Source organism: Shewanella sp. MSW (assembly GCF_007636515.1).
GTDB lineage: Bacteria > Pseudomonadota > Gammaproteobacteria > Enterobacterales > Shewanellaceae > Shewanella > Shewanella indica.
Map to the genome: position 1 here is coordinate 305,764 of NZ_LVDR01000003.1, position 23,703 is coordinate 329,466.

The 23,703-nt window shown below is 55.2% G+C and carries 12 protein-coding genes; 3 read left to right on the forward strand and 9 right to left on the reverse strand.

Going from position 1 to position 23,703, the window contains the following annotated elements; genetic code table 11:
• Positions 1-79 precede the first annotated feature (79 nt).
• The 5 genes from AYI96_RS04595 to AYI96_RS04615 all read right to left on the reverse strand — a co-directional run bounded on the left by AYI96_RS04595 (position 80) and on the right by AYI96_RS04615 (position 6,615).
• Positions 80-1,300 carry a phosphoenolpyruvate carboxylase gene (locus AYI96_RS04595; protein WP_071476737.1) on the reverse strand — a complete coding sequence of 407 codons (1,221 nt, stop codon included), beginning with the start codon at positions 1,298-1,300 and terminating at the stop codon, positions 80-82.
• Positions 1,297-1,947 (reverse strand): hypothetical protein, encoded by a 651-nt coding sequence (locus tag AYI96_RS04600; protein WP_025011291.1) that lies wholly within the window; start codon positions 1,945-1,947, stop codon positions 1,297-1,299. Before AYI96_RS04600 ends, AYI96_RS04595 begins: the two co-directional genes overlap by 4 nt.
• On the reverse strand, positions 1,947-5,618 hold the full coding sequence (locus AYI96_RS04605; protein WP_144361084.1) for an ATP-binding protein: 3,672 nt from the start codon (positions 5,616-5,618) through the stop codon (positions 1,947-1,949). Before AYI96_RS04605 ends, AYI96_RS04600 begins: the two co-directional genes overlap by 1 nt.
• A gap of 173 nt (positions 5,619-5,791) precedes the next feature.
• Entirely contained in the window at positions 5,792-5,989 is a 198-nt protein-coding gene (locus tag AYI96_RS04610) for a YheV family putative zinc ribbon protein (protein ID WP_039034984.1), read from the reverse strand.
• Between the two features lie 278 nt (positions 5,990-6,267).
• On the reverse strand, positions 6,268-6,615 hold the full coding sequence (locus AYI96_RS04615; RefSeq protein ID WP_039034946.1) for a hypothetical protein: 348 nt from the start codon (positions 6,613-6,615) through the stop codon (positions 6,268-6,270).
• Positions 6,616-6,843: 228 nt separating this feature from the next.
• On the opposite strand from AYI96_RS04615, the gene AYI96_RS04620 reads away from it, so the two are divergent.
• A complete protein-coding gene (locus AYI96_RS04620) occupies positions 6,844-8,652 on the forward strand; it encodes a protein kinase domain-containing protein (RefSeq protein WP_144361085.1) in 1,809 nt (602 codons plus the stop codon).
• On the opposite strand, the gene AYI96_RS04625 is transcribed toward AYI96_RS04620, so the two are convergent.
• The 4 genes from AYI96_RS04625 to AYI96_RS04640 all read right to left on the reverse strand — a co-directional run bounded on the left by AYI96_RS04625 (position 8,649) and on the right by AYI96_RS04640 (position 19,241).
• Positions 8,649-11,432 carry a M16 family metallopeptidase gene (locus AYI96_RS04625; protein ID WP_144361086.1) on the reverse strand — a complete coding sequence of 928 codons (2,784 nt, stop codon included), beginning with the start codon at positions 11,430-11,432 and terminating at the stop codon, positions 8,649-8,651. The genes AYI96_RS04620 and AYI96_RS04625 overlap by 4 nt on opposite strands.
• A 121-nt stretch (positions 11,433-11,553) precedes the next feature.
• Complete coding sequence (locus tag AYI96_RS04630; RefSeq protein WP_039034943.1) at positions 11,554-13,959, reverse strand: zinc-dependent metalloprotease; 2,406 nt, start codon at positions 13,957-13,959, stop codon at positions 11,554-11,556.
• Positions 13,960-14,019: 60 nt separating this feature from the next.
• A complete protein-coding gene (locus tag AYI96_RS04635; protein ID WP_039034942.1) occupies positions 14,020-17,712 on the reverse strand; it encodes a response regulator in 3,693 nt (1,230 codons plus the stop codon).
• A 134-nt stretch (positions 17,713-17,846) separates the two neighbouring features.
• A complete protein-coding gene (locus AYI96_RS04640) occupies positions 17,847-19,241 on the reverse strand; it encodes a PhoH family protein (RefSeq protein ID WP_039033471.1) in 1,395 nt (464 codons plus the stop codon).
• 344 nt (positions 19,242-19,585) lie between these two features.
• Between AYI96_RS04640 and rapA the strand changes: the two genes are divergently transcribed.
• Both rapA and AYI96_RS04650 read left to right on the forward strand, forming a co-directional pair.
• Positions 19,586-22,492 carry an RNA polymerase-associated protein RapA gene (gene rapA, locus AYI96_RS04645; protein WP_144361087.1) on the forward strand — a complete coding sequence of 969 codons (2,907 nt, stop codon included), beginning with the start codon at positions 19,586-19,588 and terminating at the stop codon, positions 22,490-22,492.
• 226 nt (positions 22,493-22,718) lie between these two features.
• Positions 22,719-23,699 (forward strand): DUF3530 family protein, encoded by a 981-nt coding sequence (locus AYI96_RS04650; protein ID WP_052247988.1) that lies wholly within the window; start codon positions 22,719-22,721, stop codon positions 23,697-23,699.
• Positions 23,700-23,703: the final 4 nt, after the last annotated feature.

Genomic DNA, 23,703 nt, shown 5'->3' on the forward strand with positions numbered 1-23,703 from the left:
GTCTCGCCTTGAGTTTTACCAATGTAAAGCCGGTATGGCAGAGGGAAAAACCGGCGCCGGATCACATTCTCAGCTGGGCTTATCTCAGCCCCACTTCCACGTCGCGGATAATGAAATTACCCGAATAAAGCGGATGGGGTTCACCCAAAGGCTCCAGGGCAAAGAAGCGCTTGTGCTCTTCACTGAGCCCTTCGAAGCCACCTATCACCTGATAGAGCCAGCTTTCCGGATCCCAGGACAGCTGTTGCTGCTGCAGATATTCCAGCGCCGAAGTGTTGCGGCCCGAGTCAATGACGGCGCAGAAGTACTCATCCACTGCCTCTTTGAGCGGGTTATCCGGCATATCAAAGTCTTCCTGAGGACTAACCGCAACCGGCACGTCGTGCTCCTGCAACCTCTTGGGCAGATGGTCACGACTGATAGCCTTGATACGGGCCACCATCTCCATCAATTGCAGTTCCTGACCGCTGTTGTTCACATCCACTGATGCCGGTGCCAGCAAGGGCTCGGCATGATTGAACAGCACGGGCACCTGCTTGTGCGCCACATGGTCGGCCACCTGATAGTCGGGGTGCAAATCTGTGTACAGCAACCAACCTTTGAGCAAACGGGTACGACCGCGGATCTGCCTGAAGCGTCCCAGCAACTCCAGCAGACGCCCCTGCACCACGCTCAGCTCCTGGGTGCAATCGCTGAGGGTATCCTGCAGCATGGTCACCAGCAGGCGGCGCAGCTCACGGATATCACCGGCAATTTCGCCAAGCTCGGTAAACTCAAACAGCTCCAGGCCGTTAAGCAGTTCCGATACCTGGCTCTGGGCCAGCTCGTTTTCACGGATCTTGGCGTTAATTGAACCTACATAACCGAACTCGTTATTGATCCGTCCCCAGAGCACACGAATGGAGTAACGCAGGCTCTCGGTGAAGCTGAATACGTGTTCGGTCAAGTCCGCCAGATAGGCCTCGGCGGCGCTGTAATCCACACTGGCGCGCGCCTCACGGTAGTGATTGGCCAAGGTCTTGATGGTGGCCAGGGCCGAACCGACGTTGGCGTTGATCTGGCGGTTACGCTCATCCTTGAGGCCCTCTTCCAGCAGGGCCCTGACATTACGCGACAACCTGAGCGGTTCGTCCGGCTCGGGACGCCAGAGAATGCCGTTGTCGGTAAGCTTCTTCAGCAGCGCAGGTTCCTGCTGGGTCTCATCCAAGCTACCGGAGAGATAGGCGTCCATCACCAGTTCGGCGTTACGCCCAAGCAGCCTCAGCAGCTTGACCCCGGCCTGATGCAGGTTGCTGCTCATATCAGATCCCTCTGGGTGGCGGTTTCAGCCTGAGCCTCCAGACTGAGGCCTTCGGTTTCATCGATAAAACGGATCACTTCGTAGAGGTAATCCAGCTTGCCGGTGGCGATATAGATCTGTTTTTCCGGATTTGGCCGCACCAGATAACCCAGCTCCTGCAAGCGCTTGAAAACCAGTTTGATCTGGCCATCGACACTGCTTGAGCTGGAGCCGAACAAGCGATACTGGCTCAGCTTGGCCAGTTGCTCGCGAAACGCCGGCGTATCCTCAATGCGGCTCTGCAATTCGGTAAGCCGCACCGCCGCGCCTTCGGTCAGGGGCGCGTCCTGGCCGCTGGCTTCCTGCACCAATACCAGCCATTCCACCATGGGGATCAACGCCTGGCAGATATCGCGAAACTGCGCCGAAATCACTTTACGCTCGTCCTCCCCCAACTGCAGATAACCACAGAAGAAGACTTCGCCCTCGGCGGCCTGGGCCACAGTGCGGTTGATTTGGTTGAGATAGGCCTCGACTCTGTCACGGGTGGCCGGGCTCTTGAGTGAGCGCCAACCTTCCTCATCCGTGGTGCGGCAGATAAATTCACCCTTGAGCAGGCGCTCAATCAGGGCGCCAGAGCCGACGATAGTGCTTTGCAGTTCGCTCATTACACCGCCTCCCTGGCCAAGCGCTCAGAGAGCTTTTGCGCTATGGGATCGACCTTGGGTTTAACCACCTGCAGTCGCTTGGTCTGCTTATTGATGATGTAGCGGTTGGCAAACAAATTCAGTACCTCGGACTCAGGGTTGGGGAAAGCACCCAACACGCTGATATTGTTGTTTTCACAGGCATCGAAGATCTTCTTCACGTTAGCGTGGTGCAAGGTGCCCAGCTCATCAATCGGCCAGTGCACAGTGACATCCGCCTTGCCCCGCAGCAAGCGGGTAAAGGCCAGCAGGAACTTACAGAGGATCAGATAAGCCATACCATGACTGGATGACTCGTTGAGCTGACGGTCGGTGCGGATCACCAGATCCGAGTTGCCCTCCTTGAGGCGCAGCTCAATCTCCAGCAGCTTGGCGATACCGCCGGTCAGGGCCGAGCGGCCTATGATATCCAGGGCCCGGCGCATGCTGTTGGTATAGTGCTCATCCGGCAGGCCGGTGAAGCCTTCGGCCTTCCAGGCGCGGAACGCCTTGACGAACTGCTCAAGCTCCGGCCAGAACTCCAGTTCGCTGATCCGCGAGCGGATCCTGACCGCAGATTCGGAGACGCCTTCAAGGAACAGCTCCTCCCCGACTTCGCGGGTAATACGGGCACTTTGGGAGGCAATACGGCGGTCGATATCGGCCAAAACATCGTAGAAGGCAGTCAGGTCGACACCGAAGATCCGGCCCTGTTCACGCAGCGCGGTAATCGACTGCGGCACCATCACATTGAGCAGTTGGGCCAGATGCGGCACCAACTTGCGGTAATCCAGCAGGCGAATGCCCTTGTCATTGACTGAGCTGGACTCCTCACGGGCCTTTTCCCAGAACTCGGATAGGCTGGAGCCTGACTTGCTGGCAATCACCTGATCGAAATGATCCACATACTGCCTGACCGAACCCAGCAGATGCTCCCGTTTGAGCAACAGCTCCTCGCCCTGACGCAGACGTTCACCCAGGCTGCCCTGGGGCTCTTCATCGTTACGCGGCAATTTCAGCTCGGCCAGCTTACGCAGCAAGGCGCGCAACTTGGTGAGGTTTTCCGAGGCCTCTACCTGCGCGGCATCGGACTGGCGCCTTTGTTGCTCCAGTTGCTGGCGGGCATGTTTGACTTCGTTGGCCTTGGTTTTCAATTGCTGATCCAACTCGGAAGCGGCGCGCTTGACTTCGCCCAGGTCGGTCACCAGCTTGGGTTTACGCACCAGCCAGGTATGCTGATACCAGTCGTCATAGCGCAGCACTTCACTGCGGCGCTGCTCGGCAGCGGCAATGGCACCTTCCAGCTCACGGATCTCCCGCTTGAGGGCGAGAATTTTGTCTTCATCCACCCCGCGGGATTTAAGCTCGTTCTTGTACCACTGCTCGCAGGCTTTTTGCTCCTCTTTGGCACGACTGCGACGCTGATTGATGCTCTCCTTGAGCTGCTCCAGATGCTGCTCCAGCGCGCCGACCACTTCCTGCCAGTAGGCATTCTTTTCCATTCTGGCATCCAGTGCCTGCTCTTTGAGTTCCTCCAGCCATTCCAGGTGCTGGTTGCGCAGCTGTTTCATCTCCTGATCCAGCAGCGTCAGGCGTTTACCGGCCTGCGCCTTACGCTCAGCCAACGCCTTGTTAATCTGCTCCTGCACAGTGCGGCGCTCCTCGAACAGACGCCGCAAATCGTCACGCAGATTCTTGTATGCCGTGCGGGCAAAGGTCAGCTCACGGCTCAGTTTATCCAGCGCTTCGTTGGCCTGCACCAGTCGCTCTTCCGCTTCTTCCTGCAGCCCATAGGCGTTTTGCAGCGCATCTTCGGCCTTGGCCAGCTTGGCCCTCAGCTCAGGCTCTGAACTGGCGTATTCGGGGATCTCCAGCGCCTTGAGATCCAATGAGATCCCAAAAAGGCTGTCGCTTTCGGCGCCGACATTCGGGTGCAAGTCGGTGCGGTGCAGCAAGTCGGGATGTACCACCTTACCCAGGTGCTGCTCCCAACCCGGCACTTCTTTTCGCAGGAACTCCAGTAAGGTATGGGACTGGGGGAACAGCATGTGTTTGAGATCGTCCAGATCGCCCTGGCGCTCCGTGACTCTGAGCGCGGCAATTCTGAGTGATTCGCTGGCCTGATCCCTGAGTGAGCGCTGCTTGCGCTCTTCGCTCATCAGCCGCTCCACCTTGGCGTTGGCGGCCTCCTGCTCGGCATCGGCACGGTCGATACGCTCGTCGAACACCGCCAGGCTGAGCTTCTCCTCCTCGGTATAAGTCACGCTGTCGACCTGCAGCTTGAGCTCGGCCGCATTGAGCTTGAGCTGGTACTCCTGCTCCTGGAATTTGGCCTTGCCGTTTTCCTGCTGCTCACGGAATTCGGCATCGAGGCGCGCCAAGTCTTCTCGGGCCACTTCACGCTGCTTGTCGCGGGCCTCGCGTTGCTTATCCAGCTCCTGCTGCAGCTTTTCCAGCTCCTTATTGAGCTGTTCGCCAATCTTGCTGCGACGGGCGTTATAGGCGGCTTCTATGTCCTGGTGCTTCTCTGTCTGCAGCTTGTGTCTTTCGCTGAGGTTCTCAAGATCGCTACGCCACAGCGGCAGCTGTTCCAGATTGGCCTTGGCCTGTTCGATATCGGCATCGAGAAACGCCGCATGCTGGTTTTCGATGGCGTCGAGTTCATACTCCAGCTTGGCGACATCTCCCTTGGCGGCAGACAGCTCCTGGTTAAGCTCGTCGCGCTGCTCTTTCCACTCATCGTCCAATGCCTTGAGACGGAAGTTCAGCTCCCGCGACAGGGTCTGATTTTGCTCCTGACGCTGGGCCTCCAGCACTTCGTCATTGCGATAACCCTTGGCCAGGCTGCCAAGACGCAGTTCGGCCGACAGCAGTTCGTTGAACTCCTGCTCCAGCTTGTCAAATTCGGGACGGATCTGCTCGAACCCGGCGATCAGCTGACTCTCGCGGATCCAGGCCTCGACTCGTTGTGGATTGAGCCTTGATGCCGGCGGGTTAACGCCATCCTCTTCCAAAATGGCGGCGATCATCGACTTGACCGTTTCCATTTTGCCTTCTTTGGAATGCACCGCCTTGGCCAGTTTTTCGATATGGCGCAGTGAATGGTCGGCCTCGCACAGAGAGAACAAACGGGCATAGCTGCGCAGCTCAGTGCGGCTGGTGCCTGTGTTGAGCAAGGTACGGTCATTCTGGATGATGGCGCGAAACTCTCGGGTATTCAAAAGCTTGGTATGGTTCACTCCAGCGCGTTTCATCTCGCGGCCCAGTTCGGCCATGGTATGGCACAAAATAGTGTCGCCGTTTTGGGACTTGATATAGTCTTCCAGTTCAAATCCCTTGGCGATAAAGCGATAGTTGACCCCTTTGCCGTCGCCGGCCGAGGCCAGCACCGCCTGATACAGCAAGCCATCACTCTTTTGGTATTCGTAAATGATATAGCTGGATTCTCTGGGCAGATACCAGCGCTCGAAGCTGTCACGGGTCGAAGGCACGACCCGGCTGGGGTATTCACCGTAAAATACAGGCACCAGACGCTGCAACGTGGTCTTGCCCGAGGCGTTGGTACCACAGATATTGGTATGTCCATCGAGCTTCAGCTCCACCACGCCCGGCAGATGGGTGTCGATCAGCACTATTCGAATCAAGCTTGGCATATAAATCCTTATGCAGACAGCAAGCGCCAAAAGGCCAGAGGCACCGGCACTCGCGGCAACAGGCGGGCAAACCGCCTCAATACAGCAAAACCCTTAAATTAATGGAAAGCCCCACCCTTGGCAATTGAAGGGCCGGTAAAGAAAGCGGGATCCGCTGCGGGTTTTAAAGAATATTATTCAGGTTTGAACAGGCCTATCACTTCACCGGTCGCCTTGTCACTGACCTTGTCATCGGTCTGCTGCTCGCGGTAATCACACTCGACGCACTCGACCGTTTCTATGCCGTTCTCCTTGAACAGCACTATGCTGTCCTGAGCCTGACATTTGGGACATTTGGCACCGGCCACAAAGCGTTTCTTGATCCTGTTCATCTTCTGAGTCTGGTTGATAAGCAATGGCATTATTTTGCCATATCTGTGGCTGCCATGGCGCATTTTAAACAGCGTTAGGATAATGTTTGTGCCATTAATCAATAAACCATATAAAAACATATGGTTATAACTAAGATGGATATGTAGCAGATTATTTGGAATTGATCCCAGATAAAGAATGGTATCGCGCAATTCCAATACCATTCCATCAGGAAGTTCGCTTAGCCCAATAATCCGGCATCACTGAGTGGCAAGTCAAACTTGGGGGTGGGGTGGTATCAGGCTAATCTGGCCAGGGTCTCCTGCACCTTGCGCAGCCAATTGCAGTTATCACACTGACATTTGCGCCGTGACAAATGATGCGGGCTCAGGCTGGAATCGACAAAGTCGACCGCTATCAATAACTGCTGCCTCAACTCTTCGAGTGATTTCTGCTCCAGATCCACCAGCTCATCATTCTGGTTCATCCAGATACATTCCATGCCCTGATGACAAAAATTACAGCGTTCATCCACTGGATTATAAAAACCCGCATGGGGACAATGACGCAATTCCATCGACTGTATCACCCTGGGGCGGGCATACTCGAACAATGCGATCAGCTCCTGCTTATCTGGCACTGACATAAGGCCTCCAAATCTCTTCTGCCACTGCGGCTTGTTGCAAACAGGTTACTCTGGGGAGGGCGCAATGAAATTGATATAGGTCAAAGTGCCGTCCAAAAGGATACGCTAGGAAGCCTTGTTCTGAGCTGGATCCCAGAGTCACAACTTGCCGCGGTTATCCCTTGCTGTTTTAATGAGCTTCTGCTTGTTGTTATTTTGTATCCTTGCCTCTGCCAATGGAGAAATCGCTTGCAAACACCTGAGCTGCAGCACTTTTATATTTCTGAAGAGCAATCTGTCTATCTGCTTAAGGCCGATGACGCTCGCAAGCACAGAGCCTGGATCCGCCTCTGCCGCCAGCAACTGATCAAGTTGGGCTATGATGACCCGCAACTGATAGGCAAAGGCGCCTATGGTTTTGTGTTCGCCGGACGAAACCGCCATGGCCAGGAACATGTGTTCAAGTTCTCCCGCATCACCCTGCCCCAACAGGTACAGGACAGACTGGAAGAAGAAGCCTTCATGCTGTCTCAGGTCAATCATCCCAATGTGCCACCACTGATAAAGTTCGACAGAGTTGGACGCCAGGGGATCCTGGTGATGGCCAGAGCTCAGGGCCAGGATCTGGATCAGCGCTGTCGTCGGCATGGAGCCTTACCTGTGGCGGAAATCATGAGCATTGCCAGGCAGTTGGCAGATCTGCTGCAATATCTGCGCAGCGGCAGACCCTTGGTTCATGGGGATATCAAACCTTCCAACCTGGTTTATGACCCAGAAGAAGACAAGTTGTCTTTGATTGACTGGGGCTCGGCGGTATTTGCCCAGCGCGATGCCGATAACCGCCCGGTCGGCGGCAATGTGATGGAGCTAATGTCGAGCGATCAACAGCATACCAACGCCCGCATGGGCGATGTTTATTTTATCGGCGATGAGCAACTCTCGGGGGCGCTTTCCAGCCCCAGGTTTGATGAACAAGGGGTTGCCGCCACCCTCTATGCTCTGGCGTCCGGCCAGGCCAGCCGCTTCGGTTCCCAAGTGATCCCGCCCACCAGCATAGGTCTGCCGCTAGAACTGGCCAGGATCCTCGAAGGCATGTTGGGCTCAGATCCACTCACCCGTCTCAAGGCCGGCGACTACTTCCTGCGCAGCATGAGATACAGCCAGCATCTTTTACTGCCACCGTTGCCACAGGAGCTGAATGCCGAGATCCCCGTCTGGGTACAGAAACGGGCCCGGGACGTGGAAACAGTCAGCTACAGTTCGCGGAAATCGTTTCTGCGCAGCCATCATCCGGACGCCGATGCCGAGGCTATTCGCGCCGAAGATATTCAGCTGGAGAAGTACTACCGCAACTTCCTCGCCGGCATGGGAGACACAGAGAAGGGCTTTATCGCCGCCGTTGGCCGCCTGGGTCAGTATCCGATTGTGGGCGGTTTGGCGATTCATTGGCAGGAGACAGGCGTCTATATCGACTCCAACCTGGCCCTTTATGATGAAGAGCTCAGGCCGGCATTAATTCAAGCGGTCAACAACATGGTGACTCTGGCCCGGGGAATTCATCGCATAGGTATCTTCAAGGCCTGTTTCTTCAACGCCAAAGATACCCTGCACCTGGAGCGAAGCGGCCCTTCAGAGCCGTTCAAGGCCAAGGCAGATCAGCTGCTGCCCTTTGAGGTGGGCGATGTGCCGACACTCGAAGATCAATCCCGGCTGCACTCCTACTTTGAAGATGGCCGGGATCCGGATGAAAACCTGGAGCTGCCTGCGGAAATCATGACTGAACTTGGCTGGCTCAACCAGATACACCACACAGGCTGTATCATCTTCGAAGCCCTGCCAACTCATATGAAGATCCACAGTTACCTTAGACTACTCAACCCGAGAAAACAGGCGCAGTTTCGCGCCTGTCTGGACAGGATCCTCAGTCATGTGGACAAGATCCAAGGTCAAGGCGTCTCGGGGTTTATGAAGCTGCCCTATAAAAATACCCGCAGGTTCGAACACCTGCAGCGCAAGCCGGAGCGCTTCTATCCGAGAAATCCCAAAACCAGCGCTTAGTTGGCGTAAGTTGTCGTCACGCTCAAGCGGCGATCATTCTGAAGATACTCTCGAGCCACGGCTTCCAGGGCTTCACCATCCAGTTGCCCCAGTATTTGCTGTCGTTGTTGAAATCCCAGCCAACGGCCCGGCCGAGTCTGGGCCGTTGCTGCCAGATCCAACCAAAAGTCGTTGCTGGCAGGAGCACTTTGCAACCATTGCAGCAAGGGCTGACGCGCCCGCTCCAGCAGTTCAGCATCTATGCCACCCTTGGCCATGACTCTGGCTACGACCGCGGCAAAGCCCTGTTCGGCCGCCTTCAGCTTGGCGGCATCTGTGACAGTAAACAGCCCCAGATAACCGTAACCTGTTGGATGCCAATCGACATAATTAAAGGTATAGGGCGAATATCCGGCGCCGGCTTTTTCCCTGACTTCTTCATTCAACAAAATGTCCATCACCTGCTCGAGTAATATCAGCTCACTGTGACGCCGAACATCCTGCATGTCGGTGGTCGGCCACAGCCAGGCCAGTGCCGCCGAATTCTCGGCGCCCCGATGGAAAATTTGGCTCTGTGCCGGCACCTTGGGGAATACCAGCCGCTCGAAGGCCGACTCCTTGGCCGGATGCCGCTCGATGGCACCGAATGTCTCGGTGACTGCTTTTATCCCTTGAGCCTCATCGAAATCTCCCACCAGCGCGATTTCCAGCATTCCCTTATCCAGCGCCGATGCCAATACCTTGGCTATTTCTGCAAAGTCCCGCTGCAACACCTGCTCTTCCCGGCCGTAACCATATCGGGGATCGCCGGGGTGCAGGAGTCCACTCAGACCATCCCAGAAAGCGCTATTAGGATTGGCGTTGCGGCTCTGACTTTCAGCCTTAACTTGCTGCCGAAAGAGGTTGATGGCTTCCTGGCGCCAGCCCGGGGCGGTTAAAAAGGCGGCCTGTAACCCCAGCTGAGTTCTGAGTTCATCGGCATTGGTATTGGTCACGCCGCCAAAGCCTTCAGTACTGACGCCAATATTTGCCGAGATATTCTGCCCGGCAAAGATATCCCCCAGCTGTTGCCAGGAGTGCTGCTCCAGCCCACCGTAAATAAAAGCATTATTGAACAGAGTGCCCAAACCTTCTTGGCGCGGAAATGGCAAATCACCGAATCCCAATGACAAGCTGATAGCCACATTGTTCTGTTCAAATTCGGTGGATTTAAGGTTAAGCAGAGTGCCATTGGCAAAACGTAACTGGCGTATTCCGGTATCGGGATCCCGTTTATCGGCCACTATCTTCCCGGGTTCACCAAAGCTTTGATAAGCAAACTCGCTGGCTTGTTTAGCCTTATAGGGAGTAACCGGCTGCAGCTGACTCTGCTGATATGCCGCCAAGAGTTGTGTTTCTACCGCGGTTGGCGCCTTGGCAGCGGAAAGATAGATACCGGGTTGCCCCTGCCAGAGTTCTGCCAGTGTCTGTTGGATAAGCGCCGGCGTAACCTGCGGCGCCAAGGCCTCAAAAATGGCCAGCTCATCTGCTGGTTCTATCAGTATCATGGCCTCGGCATCCATTGATACCAAAGCCTCGGCCATATTCAGGCTGTGAATGGTGTTACTGCCGGCCAGACTGCGCTGGTAGTGCTTATGTTGGCTCTTCAGCGCCTGCTGCAGCTCTTCACTGCTGAAACCGTATTGCAAGGCCTGGCGTATGGTCTGCTCCAACAGTACCACCCCATCCTTCCAGTTATCTTCCTGGGTCTCCAGAGCCAATTCCACCCTTACCGCAGTGCCAAACTCTTCACCTAACTCAACAGAAGCATGGCTCACACCTTCCTCGGCAAACAGGTGTGGCAGCAACCTCTGATAAAGCATACTCCCCAGCAGCGACTCAAGCATCTGCTGTTGACGCTTTTCAATACTGTCAGGCTTTGGTGTTCTGGGCGTCAGCACCCCAAGAGAGACTTGAGTCGGCAAACTGGGGTCGAAGAAAGTGTCTGCCTGAGGCTGCTTTCTGACTACAGGCGGAGAAAGCTTCACCTGTGCCGGGGCAACCGCCTGAGGGTGCGGCTTCCAATCGGCGAACAACTGCTTGATTTGGGCTTCAGTACGGGCAATGTCCAGGTCGCCTACCAGGATCAGCGTTGTCCGCTCCGGGGTATAGAAACGTTGGTACAAAGATCGCAGCTTGGCGACATCTGCCGCCTTGATGATATCTGCTTCGCCAATAGGGAAACGCTTTGATAGTAGGTTGGAGGGATACCAGAAACGCAGTTGGTTTCGATAATTTTCAAGCTCAGCCGACTGACGTTCTTTAAGCTCGGCCAGCACCACGGCTTTTTCCTGTTCAAGCGCCTTGGGATCCAGAGTGAGCCTGTCGGCAATTTCCCGCATCAACATCAGCCCGGTATCCAGCTTTAGCTCATTCCCTTGAGTGATGTTGAACTTATAGACTGTCTGGGTAAATTCAGTCACGGCATTGGTATCGGCCCCAAAACTCAAACCAAGACGCTGCAACCTTGGGATCATATCCCCTTCCGGGATAGCGACGGAGCCTTTAAATGCCATATGCTCCAGCAGGTGCATTAGCCCCTGCTCATTTTCCGCCTCATTCAGTGAGCCGGAAGCGATCCGCATCCGCATCACTATGGCATTCGACGGAGTCTTGTTATCCACCAATTGATATTTAAGACCGTTATCCAGTTGGCCCTGGTGTACGCGGGGGCTAAGGCTTAGCCCATCGGCCTTGGCAATGAAACAGAGCAGCAGCAATAAGCTGCCAAGCCAGACTCTGAGAAACAGAATTTTTGGCATAACCAATTCCCTAAAAAAAACAGAGGCTCGGTGCAAAATGGGCCCGAACCTCTGGAACATGAAAGATGCCAATATAAGGTAATAAAATAATTATGTCACATAATCAATACCTTACGACGTACTAAATCGGCGAGCCCGGTGGCATTTCCGCAGGTTTATTGATCGCTCTAACCCCGGCTTGTTTCAGTGCCTGCTCAAGCACAGCTTGCAGTTGTCCATAGTGAGCCGCCTTGTAACCTGAACTTCTTTTTTCCTTTCTGGGCAACTGCTTAAGCAGATAATCCAGCTTCATTCTCAATATGGCTTTAACTTCCGGACTACTGGCGTCACTCTCGAAACTCTGCAACATGCCATCCAAAACCACAGCATTGACCCGCATCGCAATACTGGTCTGATCTCCCGAAGGCAGAGATTTCAGCAGTGTCTTAGCCAGCAATCTATCCAGCAAATCCTCTACCGACAGCTGCTCTGTGTCCCTGGTAAAGGCCTGATCCACTCGGTTGAGCCGCTCAGGGTTCAACAGCGTCGACACTGTATGGCGACTGAGCACTTCTGCCATGCTCAGCTGATCCACGGCAACCCCCAGAGATGAGGCAAAACTCTCGCGGCTGCGGTAATAGTTACCGGCCTTGGGCACCAGTTGCTCCAGAAGCTCAGTTGGCAGATACAGTTCTCTGGGATCCAGAGTCGCCAGCACGGTATCGAGTGCCCGCTTCTGCAATTCCGGCGCAATAAAATGCCAGTTACCGCTATTGGCATCTGCCAGGTAATTGTAGTCAATGCCGCCGACAAACTTGGCCGCGGCGCTGATCTGGTAACGATTCAACAGATAGATGGGCACAAGGGCATCACTGAGTTCGCCCAAGGGTTGCTCCGGCAACAGCGCCTTGGCGGAGAATGTCTCAAGCGCCTGGCGCCTGACCAGCTGCATTCTGGCCAACTCCTTGACCGGATCCTCGCCTCTGTCCCAAAGACTGGCATAAGCATGGGCGGCTGAAGCCGCTCGCGAGTCACCCTCGCCTATGTATCTCAGCCCCTGTTGCTGCACCTCTTTGAGCAGCGATTTGAGCGCGGCCTGGGTTTGGGCCTCATCACCAAAGTCACCATAACCGTACTTGATGGCAAACTTATCCCAGGCGCCCAACCCTTCGGCGTAAGGCTGGCTGATGTCCACCCGTTTGCCGTCGAGGCGTACATAGGGATGGGGGTAATCCATCACAGAGGCGTTGTTATTGGTGGAGGCGGCAAAGTTATGATCCAGCCCCAGGGTGTGACCGATTTCATGAGCCGATAACTGGCGAATACGCGCCAGAGATAAGGCCATGGCGGCTGCATCGGCCGCTTGTCTGTCTTCCCACCCGGCAGTGAGACCACGGGCAATCAGGTGATCCTGACGCACCCGCAGACTCCCCAGAGTGACCTGGCCCTTGATGATTTCACCGCTGCGGGGATCTGTCACCGCCGCACCGTAGGACCAGCCACGACTGGCCCTGTGTACCCACTGGATCACGTTGTAGCGCACATCCTGAGGGTCGGCACCTTCCGGCAATAGCTCCAACTTGAAACCATTTATAAACCCCGCCTCATTAAAAGCCTGCTCCCACCAGCGACCGCCTTCGAGCAAGGCACCACGAATCGGCTCTGGTACACCGGGATCCAGATAATAGGTAATGGGTTCAACCACTTCGCTTGGCTCGGGGCCGGGATTGACCTTCTGCAGCCGGTGGCGCAGCAAGAAGCGCTGGTTGATATCCTGATCTATGGCGGTGGCATAATCCTTGTATTCATCGGACAGATAACCACTCATGGGATGATAACGGCGCGCCTGATAACCCGGCTCAGGTAAGGCGATAAAGGAGTAGCGTAGTCTCAGAGACAGTGCCTGACCATCCGGAGTCACCTCGGCGACTCTGGCGCCGGCCTTATCACTGGCAAAGGTCAGCTGCACATCCACATCCGAATTACGCTCGAACGACTTGACCGAGGTTGGCAACACCACTGAGCGGCTGGTGTCCAGACGATAATGCCCTTGGCCCCTGGCCGCCAACTGTTGGCTGATGCCGTGTAGGTCCTGCAACATCAAGTCATTGACCGGCACCAGCAGACGTTTTCCCGGCAGGAGTTTGCCGCGCCAGAGCACAGATTCGGCAAAAGCTTCATGCACGGCTCTTTGCTCGGCTTGGTCATCGGTATCGGCACGAAAACGGGTGTTGAGCTGTTTGAGCAGAATATAGGGCCCCTGGCGTTCAAATTGCACCATGCGGGTATATCCCAGTTGCCCCCGGTCGAGCCCTATGTCGTTAGAGCCAACGCCGTGGGGCAAGCTGGAGAGCAGCAACATAGGCTGGTTGAGTCTGCTCGGTTCCAGATACAGCTGCCCGGCCTTGGCATCATAAAAGAGATTGATAAAACCTTCGGCCTGAGTGCTTTCGCTGATGACGTCGGCGGCCTCCCTCTCCTGTGCCGCCTGCGCCAATCCGGGTACCGCGATCAGCGCCAACAACAAGGTCCAACTTTGAGGTTTCATCCCATCTCCTGATTGTTATCTGTAAGTTGCCATTCAAGTTAAGGGATCGGCCGGTTTATCTCAAGTCCTGCCCACCCATTCACTCAAGGTATCAAAGAGTTCATTGAGCATAATGGGCTTGGTGATATGAGCGTTCATTCCCGCCGCCAGACTCTTCTCACGATCGCCAGACATGGCATGGGCCGTCATGGCGATAATCGGCAGCGTCTCCCTGTCGTATTTTTTGCGCAATTCCCGGGTCGCCGTCAGACCATCCATCACAGGCATCTGAATATCCATCAATACCGCGTCATATTGACGCTGCTCCACCATCTCAAGGGCAATCTGGCCATTGTCGGCCAAATCTACCTCATAGCCGGCGCTGCGCAGCAGTTCGGAGGCTACCTGCTGGTTAATCAGATTATCTTCCACCAGCAGCACCAAGCCTTTGTGACCACCACTCTGATTGTCAGTAATTTCAGCCACAGTCGCCGGGTGAGGTTTCTCGGCAAAGGCTGAGATTATCTCATCAAACAGAGTCGAGGCCTTGAAGGGTTTTTGCAACAGCGCAAACACATTGGCATCTTCCACTTCCTGGGCCAATGGACCGGCGGCATAGGCCGTCATCATAATCACCACGGGGCGCTTGCTTATTCTGCCATCGGCCACCATTTCATCCAGGGTACGGATCACCTCGCGGCCATCCATTTCCGGCATCATCCAGTCGATAAGCAGCAGGTCGGTTTCCTGTTTTTCCAGCTTATAAAGGGCTTCGGCACCGCTGGCAGCCGTGTCCACCTCGAAGTGGAAGTCGCGCATCAGGGTCGAATATATCTGTAGCGCCGTGGGGTTATCGTCCACCACCAGCGCCCGCAGGCTGTTGAGCTGTTCCGGCATCACCAAAGGTTCAATCTTGGCCTCTTCGGCGATCTCAAAGCTAATGGTAAAGCTGAATACACTGCCGACACCCGGCTCACTCTGCACCTGCATCTTGCCGCCCATCATGGACACCAGATGCTTACTGATGGACAAGCCAAGGCCTGTGCCGCCATATTTACGGGTGGTGGAGCCATCTGCCTGGGCAAAGGCATCAAACAGTATCTCCTGCTGCTCCTTGCTGATCCCTATGCCAGTGTCCCGAACCCAGAATTTGAGGGTGATGCGATGATCGCGTTCGCCGACATCTTCACAACCGAGTTCAATCTCCCCTTCGGAGGTAAACTTAACCGCATTGGACAGCAGATTCACCAGCACCTGACCAAGACGCAAAGGATCGCCCTTGAGCATAAGCCCGGCGGTCACAGGGGCATACAGCAACAGCTCGACTCCTTTCTCCTGCGCCTTGAGCGAGTTGATATCCAGGGCGTGCTCCAACACCTTATCCAACGGGAAGGAGACCCGCTCCAGCTCCAGCTTTCCGGCTTCAATCTTTGAGAAGTCGAGAATGTCATTGATGATCCGCAGCAATGATTGGGCCGAGAAACCAGCCTTCTCCAGATAATCTTTCTGCTGCGCCGTCAGGTTGGTGCGCTGCGCCAGTTGCAGCATACCTATGATGGCATTCATCGGCGTGCGGATCTCATGGCTCATATTGGCCAGGAATTCACTCTTGTATAGATTGGCCAGTTCCGCATCTTTCTTGGCCTCCAGCAAGGCCACTTCGTTGCTCTTGCTGCGGGTAATGTCCTTGTGGGTACCCAGCATACGCCTGGGCTCATTGTTGGTGGTAAATTCCACCACCCGACCACGGGACAGCACCCAGTGATACTGACCACTCTTGCCGCGCATTCGGAACTCTATCTCATAGGCGCCTATGGGATCGGCTAGATACTGCTCGCGATACTCTTCAACCCGGATCCTGTCGTCCGGATGGATCAGCTCGTCTATGGTCGACAGCAACGCCGGAAACTCATTGGTCTTGTAGCCCAGCATGGTGTAGTAGGCAGGATTGCAGATGATCTGCTCCGAATCCAGATACCAGTCCCACAGGCCATCTTCCACCGCGTCCATCGCCAGGTGATAACGTTCTTCCGACAATCGCAACTGCTCGGCTGCTTCATATTCGCGGGTCACATCACGCCAAACTGCAATCAAGCCCAGCATCTCACCGCGGCGGTTATAAAACGGCAGCTTGAGGGTATCGAGCAGTACAGGCTTGCCCGCCAGTTCAACCTTTTCCTGATAGCGCAGTGGCGCCCTGTCCTTGAGCACCTGTTCATCCTCGGCGCGAATTCTGGCGGCCTGCTCCGGGGTGGTCAAAGTGTCTGAATTCAGGCCGATCATCTCGGCCTCGGTATAGCCAAGTACCCGCTCGGCCGACTTGTTGCAGCCGAGGTACTTACCTTCTTTATCTTTGAAGACAATGGCTTCAGGAATGGAGTCCAGCAAAGAGCGCAGCAGGGCGTATTCCCGCTCCCGCTTTTCTGTGGTTTCCTTCAGCCGTTCGGTGCGCCGGGCCACCAGTTTATCCAGACGCTTGTTCTGCTCTGCCAGGTGACGGGTATATTGCTGGTTTTCTTCAAAAATGCGGCTGACCAACTGGAACCAGGGCTCCCAGCCCTGGGTAATCTTCGCCGGCGGCCGGATCGGCTCACGGGAACAGTCTTCCAGGTGTGACAGTAGGCGCGAGGCCGGACTGACGAAAGAGCGGCGAGTCTGCCAGTGCACTATGGTCACCAGTACGGACAGCGCCAGTACCACCAAAATAAAGCTCAGCTGCAGCTTCTCAAACGAGTCCAGAAACAGATCATCGACATCCTGCAGATAAAGCAGGCGCCAGGGGGCGTTGTGCAGCGCCACCGAGTGGATGTAATAGCCATTGCGGATCATCCCTTCATGGGCATCGAACAGTTCAGACTCAGGCAGAGAATGCAGCTCGGATGGGATCCGCTGACTGATGTGGTAGACCCGGTTGATGCTGGAGGTATCAAAATCGCTGTGGGAGAGAATATTATTGCCCTGATCCAGCAAAATCACAGTGCCCGGCATCTTGAAATAGAGACGTATCTGTTTGGCGAGCGATGCCAGTGTCATATCCAGATTGATAGAACCGATAAACTCATCTTCGAGATAGATGGGCACCCCAAGGGTAGTCAACAGACCATTGCCGGCCGAGTCCACATAGGCCTCACTCCAGAACACACTGCGCTGGGGGTTCATCGCCGGTGTCGCCAGTTGAAACTGTTTCTTGTTCAGCAGTTCATCGCGAAAACGCTGCTCATCCGAAGGCCAGGGGTAGTAAGACATCATCCGCCGCTTGGACAGATAATAGATGGCCGAAGCCTTGGGCGCGGCCTCCTTGGCGACCGGGAACGACAACGACAGCTCAAACAGCATCTCCAGTTCCTGATAGAACTTGTCGCTACGGCCATCGAGACTACCTGAGCCGGTTATCCGCCCCATGTTGGTGAATGGCTCACCACTCCTGGCGTAATTGGGCTCCAGGGTAAAAAACTGACCACTTTCGTTGAATTTTTCGTACTGGGGCAGCCTGTCCTTGCGTACCTGCTCGGCCAGGCGCAAGTGGTCCACGGCCACATTACGCAGGCTCTTGACCGCACGGATACTGGATTCCAGCAACAGGTCAATCTGCATCACATGGCGGTCGACCTGTTCTTCCCTGAGCTCCATCTGTTGGGTCTTCTGGCGCTCAAAAAACACCCAAGCCGTGAGCAACGCCAGTACAATCACCCCCATATAGGTGTAAAACACTGCACGGTTGTAATTTTTCTGGATCGGAGATTTCAGCTGCAGATCCGGCTCACTCAATTTCATCCATTACCCTTGCATCACGGCCCATCCCCAAGCGGTGGGGAAGAAAGATATCATATACTTAATTTGGCTGCATATGCAGTACCCCGCACAAAGCAAAAGCCCCGATATGGGGCCTTTTTCAGTAGCCGGGTTTATCAGAGCTGCTCTTCGGCAAATTCCGCCAACCGTGAGCGCACAACACCGTTGAGATAAATGTTGGCACTGCCTTCAAAATTTTTAAAGCGTTCAACCATATAGGTTAAACCCGAGGTAACGGCGGTTAGATAGTTGGAGTCTATCTGCGCCAGGTTGCCACAGCAGATAAGCTTGGTACCTTCTCCCATACGGGTGATCATGGTTTTCAGCTGTGAGGCGGTCAGGTTTTGACACTCATCCAGCAATACCACTGAGTTCTGAATCGATCGCCCACGCATGAAGTTGATCGATTTAAATTGGATATTGGCCTTTTCCATTATGTAGTTAAGTGAACCACTGGGGTTAACATCATGCTTGTGTAACACCTCCAGAGTATCGGTAATTGCCGCCAGCCAGGGCGCCATCTTCTCCTCTTCCGTGCCCGGCAGGAAGCCTATCGACTCGGCAATTTCCGGGGTGTTACGGGTGACTATCACCTTGTCGTAGAGATTACGTTCCACCACCAGCTCCAGTGCCGCCGCCATCGCCAGCAAGGTCTTACCGCACCCCGCTGGGCCGGTGAGAATAACCAAATCGATATCGGGATCCATCAAGGCCTGCAGCGCCATGCCCTGATAGATGTTCTTCGGCCTCACGCCCCAGGCCTCCATATTCATCAGGCGATCGCGACCGAGATCCAGCACATTGAGACTGGTTTCACTGCGGCCGACCACCCGGCCACAAAACTCGGACTCATCGTCCAGTAGATATTGGTTGATATAAAAGAGATCGTCACCCAGGTCCTTGAGCGGCACATCATGCACAGTATGACGACCATGACGCTCGGTGGCCACCTTGTGCAAATGCTCCCAGAAGTTGCCTTCAAATTGATGAAAACCCTTGGACAGAAAACGTATGTCATCGATCAGTTGATCGGTGCGGTAGTCCTCTACCAGGAGTATCCCGGCGCCCTTGGCCTTGAGACGCATATTAATGTCTTTGGTGACCAGCACCACGGTACGGGGCTCGTATTGATTTTGTAGATGCAGGGCTGTGTTGATAATGCGGTTGTCGTTGTTGTCGCCGGGCAGCGAGCCTATGGTGAATTCAATCTGATGGTCGGGGAAGATAGCCAGAGTACCTGTGGCATCTGTATGCCCTTCGCGGCTTGGAAGGGGAACCCCTTTGATTATCTGTTCCGGAGTGGTCTTGCCGCCGAGAATATCTTCCAGCGCCCGAATGGCGACCCTGGCATCGCGGCTGACATCCCGCTTTCTGTCTTTTATCTGGTCCAATTCCTCCAGTACCGTCATTGGGACCACAACATCATGTTCTTTAAAGGAGTATATCGCTAAGGGTTCATGTAATAACACATTGGTATCAAGTACAAACAACTTTCTGTCGTCTTGTTCCATGGCGCCTCCATTTGCGTCAATGAGCTACTCACAGCTTTGTTGTCATGGGCCAGCGCAGGCCTGGGTTGGGGTATATGGCACTCCTGTTTCTAACTGATTACGGGCAGGTTTCACCACTGTGACATGGCTTAAACTAATACTGGCACCTTTAGCAACGGATGACAAATACCCTTTGCAGTCTCTTTAATGGTCACTGCGCGGTATCCGTTTTTGAGTGTAGGATGCTAAAGATGACGATTGGATGACAAGCGGACGAAAAGGCCCGCAGGGCAGGATTGGTATTATACTCGGATTGGTATAACATACGCGCCCTTTGTGAATCCGCCCGGAGATGAGAGTTAAAGATGCCCTTCGCCTTAGGTCAACGCTGGATCAGTGATACCGAATCAGAGCTTGGTTTGGGTACAGTAGTACAACTGGAAGGCCGCATGGTCTCACTGCTGTTCCCCGCCACCGGAGAGAACCGCATGTTCTCCCGCAACGACGCCCCGTTAACCCGGGTGATTTATAACCCAGGTGATCAGGTCAAGAGCCATGAAGACTGGACACTGACCATCAACTCTTTGGATGAAAAAGACGGGTTGGTGATCTACAGCGGCATTCACAGCGAAACCGGTGAAGAAGTGCAGCTCCGGGAAACTCTGCTGGATCACAATATTCGTTTCAACAAGCCGCAGGACAGACTCTTTGCCGGCCAGATAGACAGACTGGACAGATTCGGGGTGCGCTACGCCGCCCAGCAACTGCGCCACAATCTGGCCACCTCAGATCTGCTGGGGCTGCAGGGTCCCAGAGTTGGCCTTATTCCGCATCAGCTGTGGATTGCCCATGAAGTCGGGCGCCGCTACGCGCCACGGGTACTGCTGGCCGATGAAGTGGGCCTGGGCAAGACCATAGAAGCTGGTCTCATCATTCACCAGCAATTGATGACAGGCCGCGCCGAGCGGGTACTTGTGATAGTTCCCGATACCCTGCGCCACCAATGGCTGGTGGAGATGCTGCGCCGCTTTAACCTGCGGTTTGCCGTATTCGATGAAGACCGCTGCATCGAGGCTTTTGCCGACCACGACAACCCCTTCTACACAGAACAGTTGGTGATCTGCTCGCTGGAATTGCTGCGCAAGAAGCGCCGTCTCGATCAGGCGCTGGATGCCGACTGGGATCTTATGGTGGTCGACGAGGCCCATCACCTGGAGTGGACCGAAGAAGCTCCGAGCCGCGCCTATCAGGTGGTAGAAGCTCTGGCAGAAGTGGTGCCCGGCGTACTGCTGCTGACCGCGACCCCGGATCAACTGGGCCATGAGAGCCACTTTGCCCGACTGCGACTGCTGGATCCGGACCGTTTCTACGACTATCAAGCCTTTATCAAAGAGGAACAAGGCTACAAAGATGTGGCCCTCGCCGCCGAGGCGCTGGCCAGTGGCAACAAGCTGCCCGACAATGCCATCAACAGCCTGACCGAGCTCTTGTCGGAAAAGGATATCGCCCCCGCTATTCGCCTGATCCAGGCTGACGGCGTCGATGCCGAGCAGCAGCAAGCCGCCCGTGACGAACTGCTGCAGGAGCTGCTCGACAGACACGGTACGGGTCGAGTGCTGTACCGTAATAGCCGCGCCTCGGTCAAAGGTTTCCCGAAACGCATTTTCAACGCCTATCCACAGGCCATGCCGGAGCAGTACCTCACTGCGGCCCGAGTCAGTGCCATGATGAATGGTCACCGCACCTTGGAAATGAAGGCCGCCTACGCGCTGGCGCCGGAAAAAATGTATCAGGAGTTTGATGAAAACTCCGCCGCCTGGTGGAAGTTCGACCCCAGAGTCGACTGGCTCATCGATTTCCTCAAGCAAAACCGCAGCAAGAAAGTGCTGATTATCGCCAGTCAGGCCGCCACCGCGCTGAGTCTGGAAGAAGCGCTGCGTACCCGTGAAGGGATCCTCGCCACTGTGTTCCATGAGGGCATGTCCATCATAGAGCGTGACAAGGCCGGTGCCTTCTTCGCCCAGGAAGAGGGTGGTGCCCAAGCGCTGATCTGCTCGGAAATCGGTTCCGAAGGGCGTAACTTCCAGTTCGCCAGCCAGTTGGTGCTGTTCGATCTGCCGCTGAACCCGGATCTGCTGGAGCAGCGCATAGGTCGCCTGGATCGCATAGGTCAGAACCATGATGTAGAGATCCACCTGCCCTTCCTCACCGACACAGCGCAGGAGCGTCTGTTGGCCTGGTACCACGAGGGCCTCAATGCCTTCGAACTCACCTGCCCCGGTGGCCATATTCTGTTTAAGGAGTTTGGCGCCCAGTTGCTGCCACTGCTGGTGGAAGAAAACGAAGAAGAGATGAGCAAGCTGCTGCGCGACACCCGCAGCCGTTATAAAGAGCTCAAGCAGGCGATGGAGCAGGGCCGCGACAAGCTGCTGGAACTCAACTCCCACGGCGGCGACAGGTCATTGGCCCTAGCCGAGAGACTGGCGCAGATGGATAACGACACCCAGCTTATCGGCTCAGTGATCCGTCTGTGGGACATCATAGGTCTGGATCAGGACGACAGAGGCGAAAACACCATAGTACTGCGCCCGAGTGAGCACATGATGTTTCCCACTTACCCCGGTCTGCCGGAAGATGGTATTACCGTGACTTTCGACCGGGAAACCGCCCTGTCCCGCGACGATATCGCCCTGATAACCCAGGAGCATCCGCTGGTGCAAACCGGTCTGGATCTGATCACAGGTTCAGAGACTGGCACCACAAGTGTTGCCATCCTCAAGAACAAGGCGTTGCCGGCAGGAACTGTGTTCCTGGAACTTATCTACCTGGCACAGGCCTCGGCACCCAAGTCCAGCCAGCTGTATCGCTATCTGCCGCCGACACCGCTGCGCATTCTGTTGGATAAAGACGGCAACAATCTGTCTAACAAGGTGAGTTACGAGCATTTTGATCGCCAGCTCAGTGCGGTTAACCGCCATATCGCCAGCAAGCTGGTCAATGCCTCGCAGGCGATACTGCATCCTTTGCTGGCCAAGGGCGAAACCCACGCTATGGAGGCCATGTCCAACCTGCAGGCCGAAGCCCAGCAGCAGATGGAGCGTCAATTGGGCGCCGAGCTGCAACGTCTGGAAGCCCTCAAGGCGGTGAACCCCAATATCCGCGATGCTGAGCTTGAGTATCTGCAAAATCAGATCGTCGAACTACGCGGTTATCTGGATCAATGCCAGCTGCAGCTCGATGCCGTGCGCCTGGTGCTGGTCAGCCACGCCTGATAATCCACTCAAGTATCACCCCCCAAGACCCGCTGCCGGCGGGTCTTGCTTTTTATGCTTAAGTTCAGCAACCCTGATGCACCACGCCTTTAAGCTTTGGTTCGGCGCGCAAACTTTTTTAACTACGGCTACTAGAGCACAAATTTGCAGCTTATAATTTTGGCATTGAGCCAATAAAGGCTGCAGAATCATGCTATTCCAACCAAAGCAAGTTTAAGGAGTTCCCTTGGCGCTGATACCCAGAACTATGGCTATACTGTGCTTTTTGCCTTTGGTGGCACTGGCAGCCGACGAGCCAGTCAACAAAGACATGGTCAACCAGGCGCAGGCTCAACCAGAGCCAGCGACTCAAACGCCTGAAACAGCCTCCATGAAGCCCAGAGACAATCGCCGGGCGTTGGAGCATGTCGCCGCCTCAGAACTGCAACAGATACAAGTGGATGGCGAGGAACAAGCCGTTCTGGTGCGACCCTGGAGTGGCCCGAAACAATTGGGCGCAGCGCTGTTACTGCCGCCACCCGGCACCCACGCCGATGCTCCCGGACTCAACGCCTTCTTGCGCCGCGGCATCAATCCCGCAGGCTGGGCCAGTATCAGCATCACACCACCACCCTTTCCGGAGCAGCCCAACTTCACCACAGAGGCGCAGGAAATAAGCAAGGCCGGCGATGGCAAAATGCCGGGAAAACGCAACCAGGCAACGAGCCGCCGAGAGGCGGAGGAATGGCAGAAACTCAGGAAACAGCAACAGAGCTTTATCCAACAGAGTCTGGCGCAATTGGACACCTTGGGAGCCCCCTTTCCAGGCAAGCGCTTACTGATAGCCCAGGATCAGTGCGCCGCCTTGGTAATTGAGTTATTGGCGGCGCAGGAGTTGGCCAAACCGGACTTGCTGGTGGTGATCAATCCCTACCTCGATGATCCCTATGCCAATTTAGCCCTGCCAAAGCAGCTGGCCGAACTGGATCTGGCGGTACTCGATATCCAATCCCCCGACGGTCACCAGGCCTCGCAGGCGACGGTAAAAAGTCGTAAATCGCTGGCAATGAGCCAGCCGGAAAATCAATACCGGCAGCGGTTACTGGCGCTGGATCTGCGCCAGGATGTTGCCTTTGAAAACACCTTGATGATGATAGATGGCATGGCCAGAAAGGTGCTGAAACAAGCGCCGCCAAACGAAAAAACAGCCACTGAAGCCCATCAGTGACCGC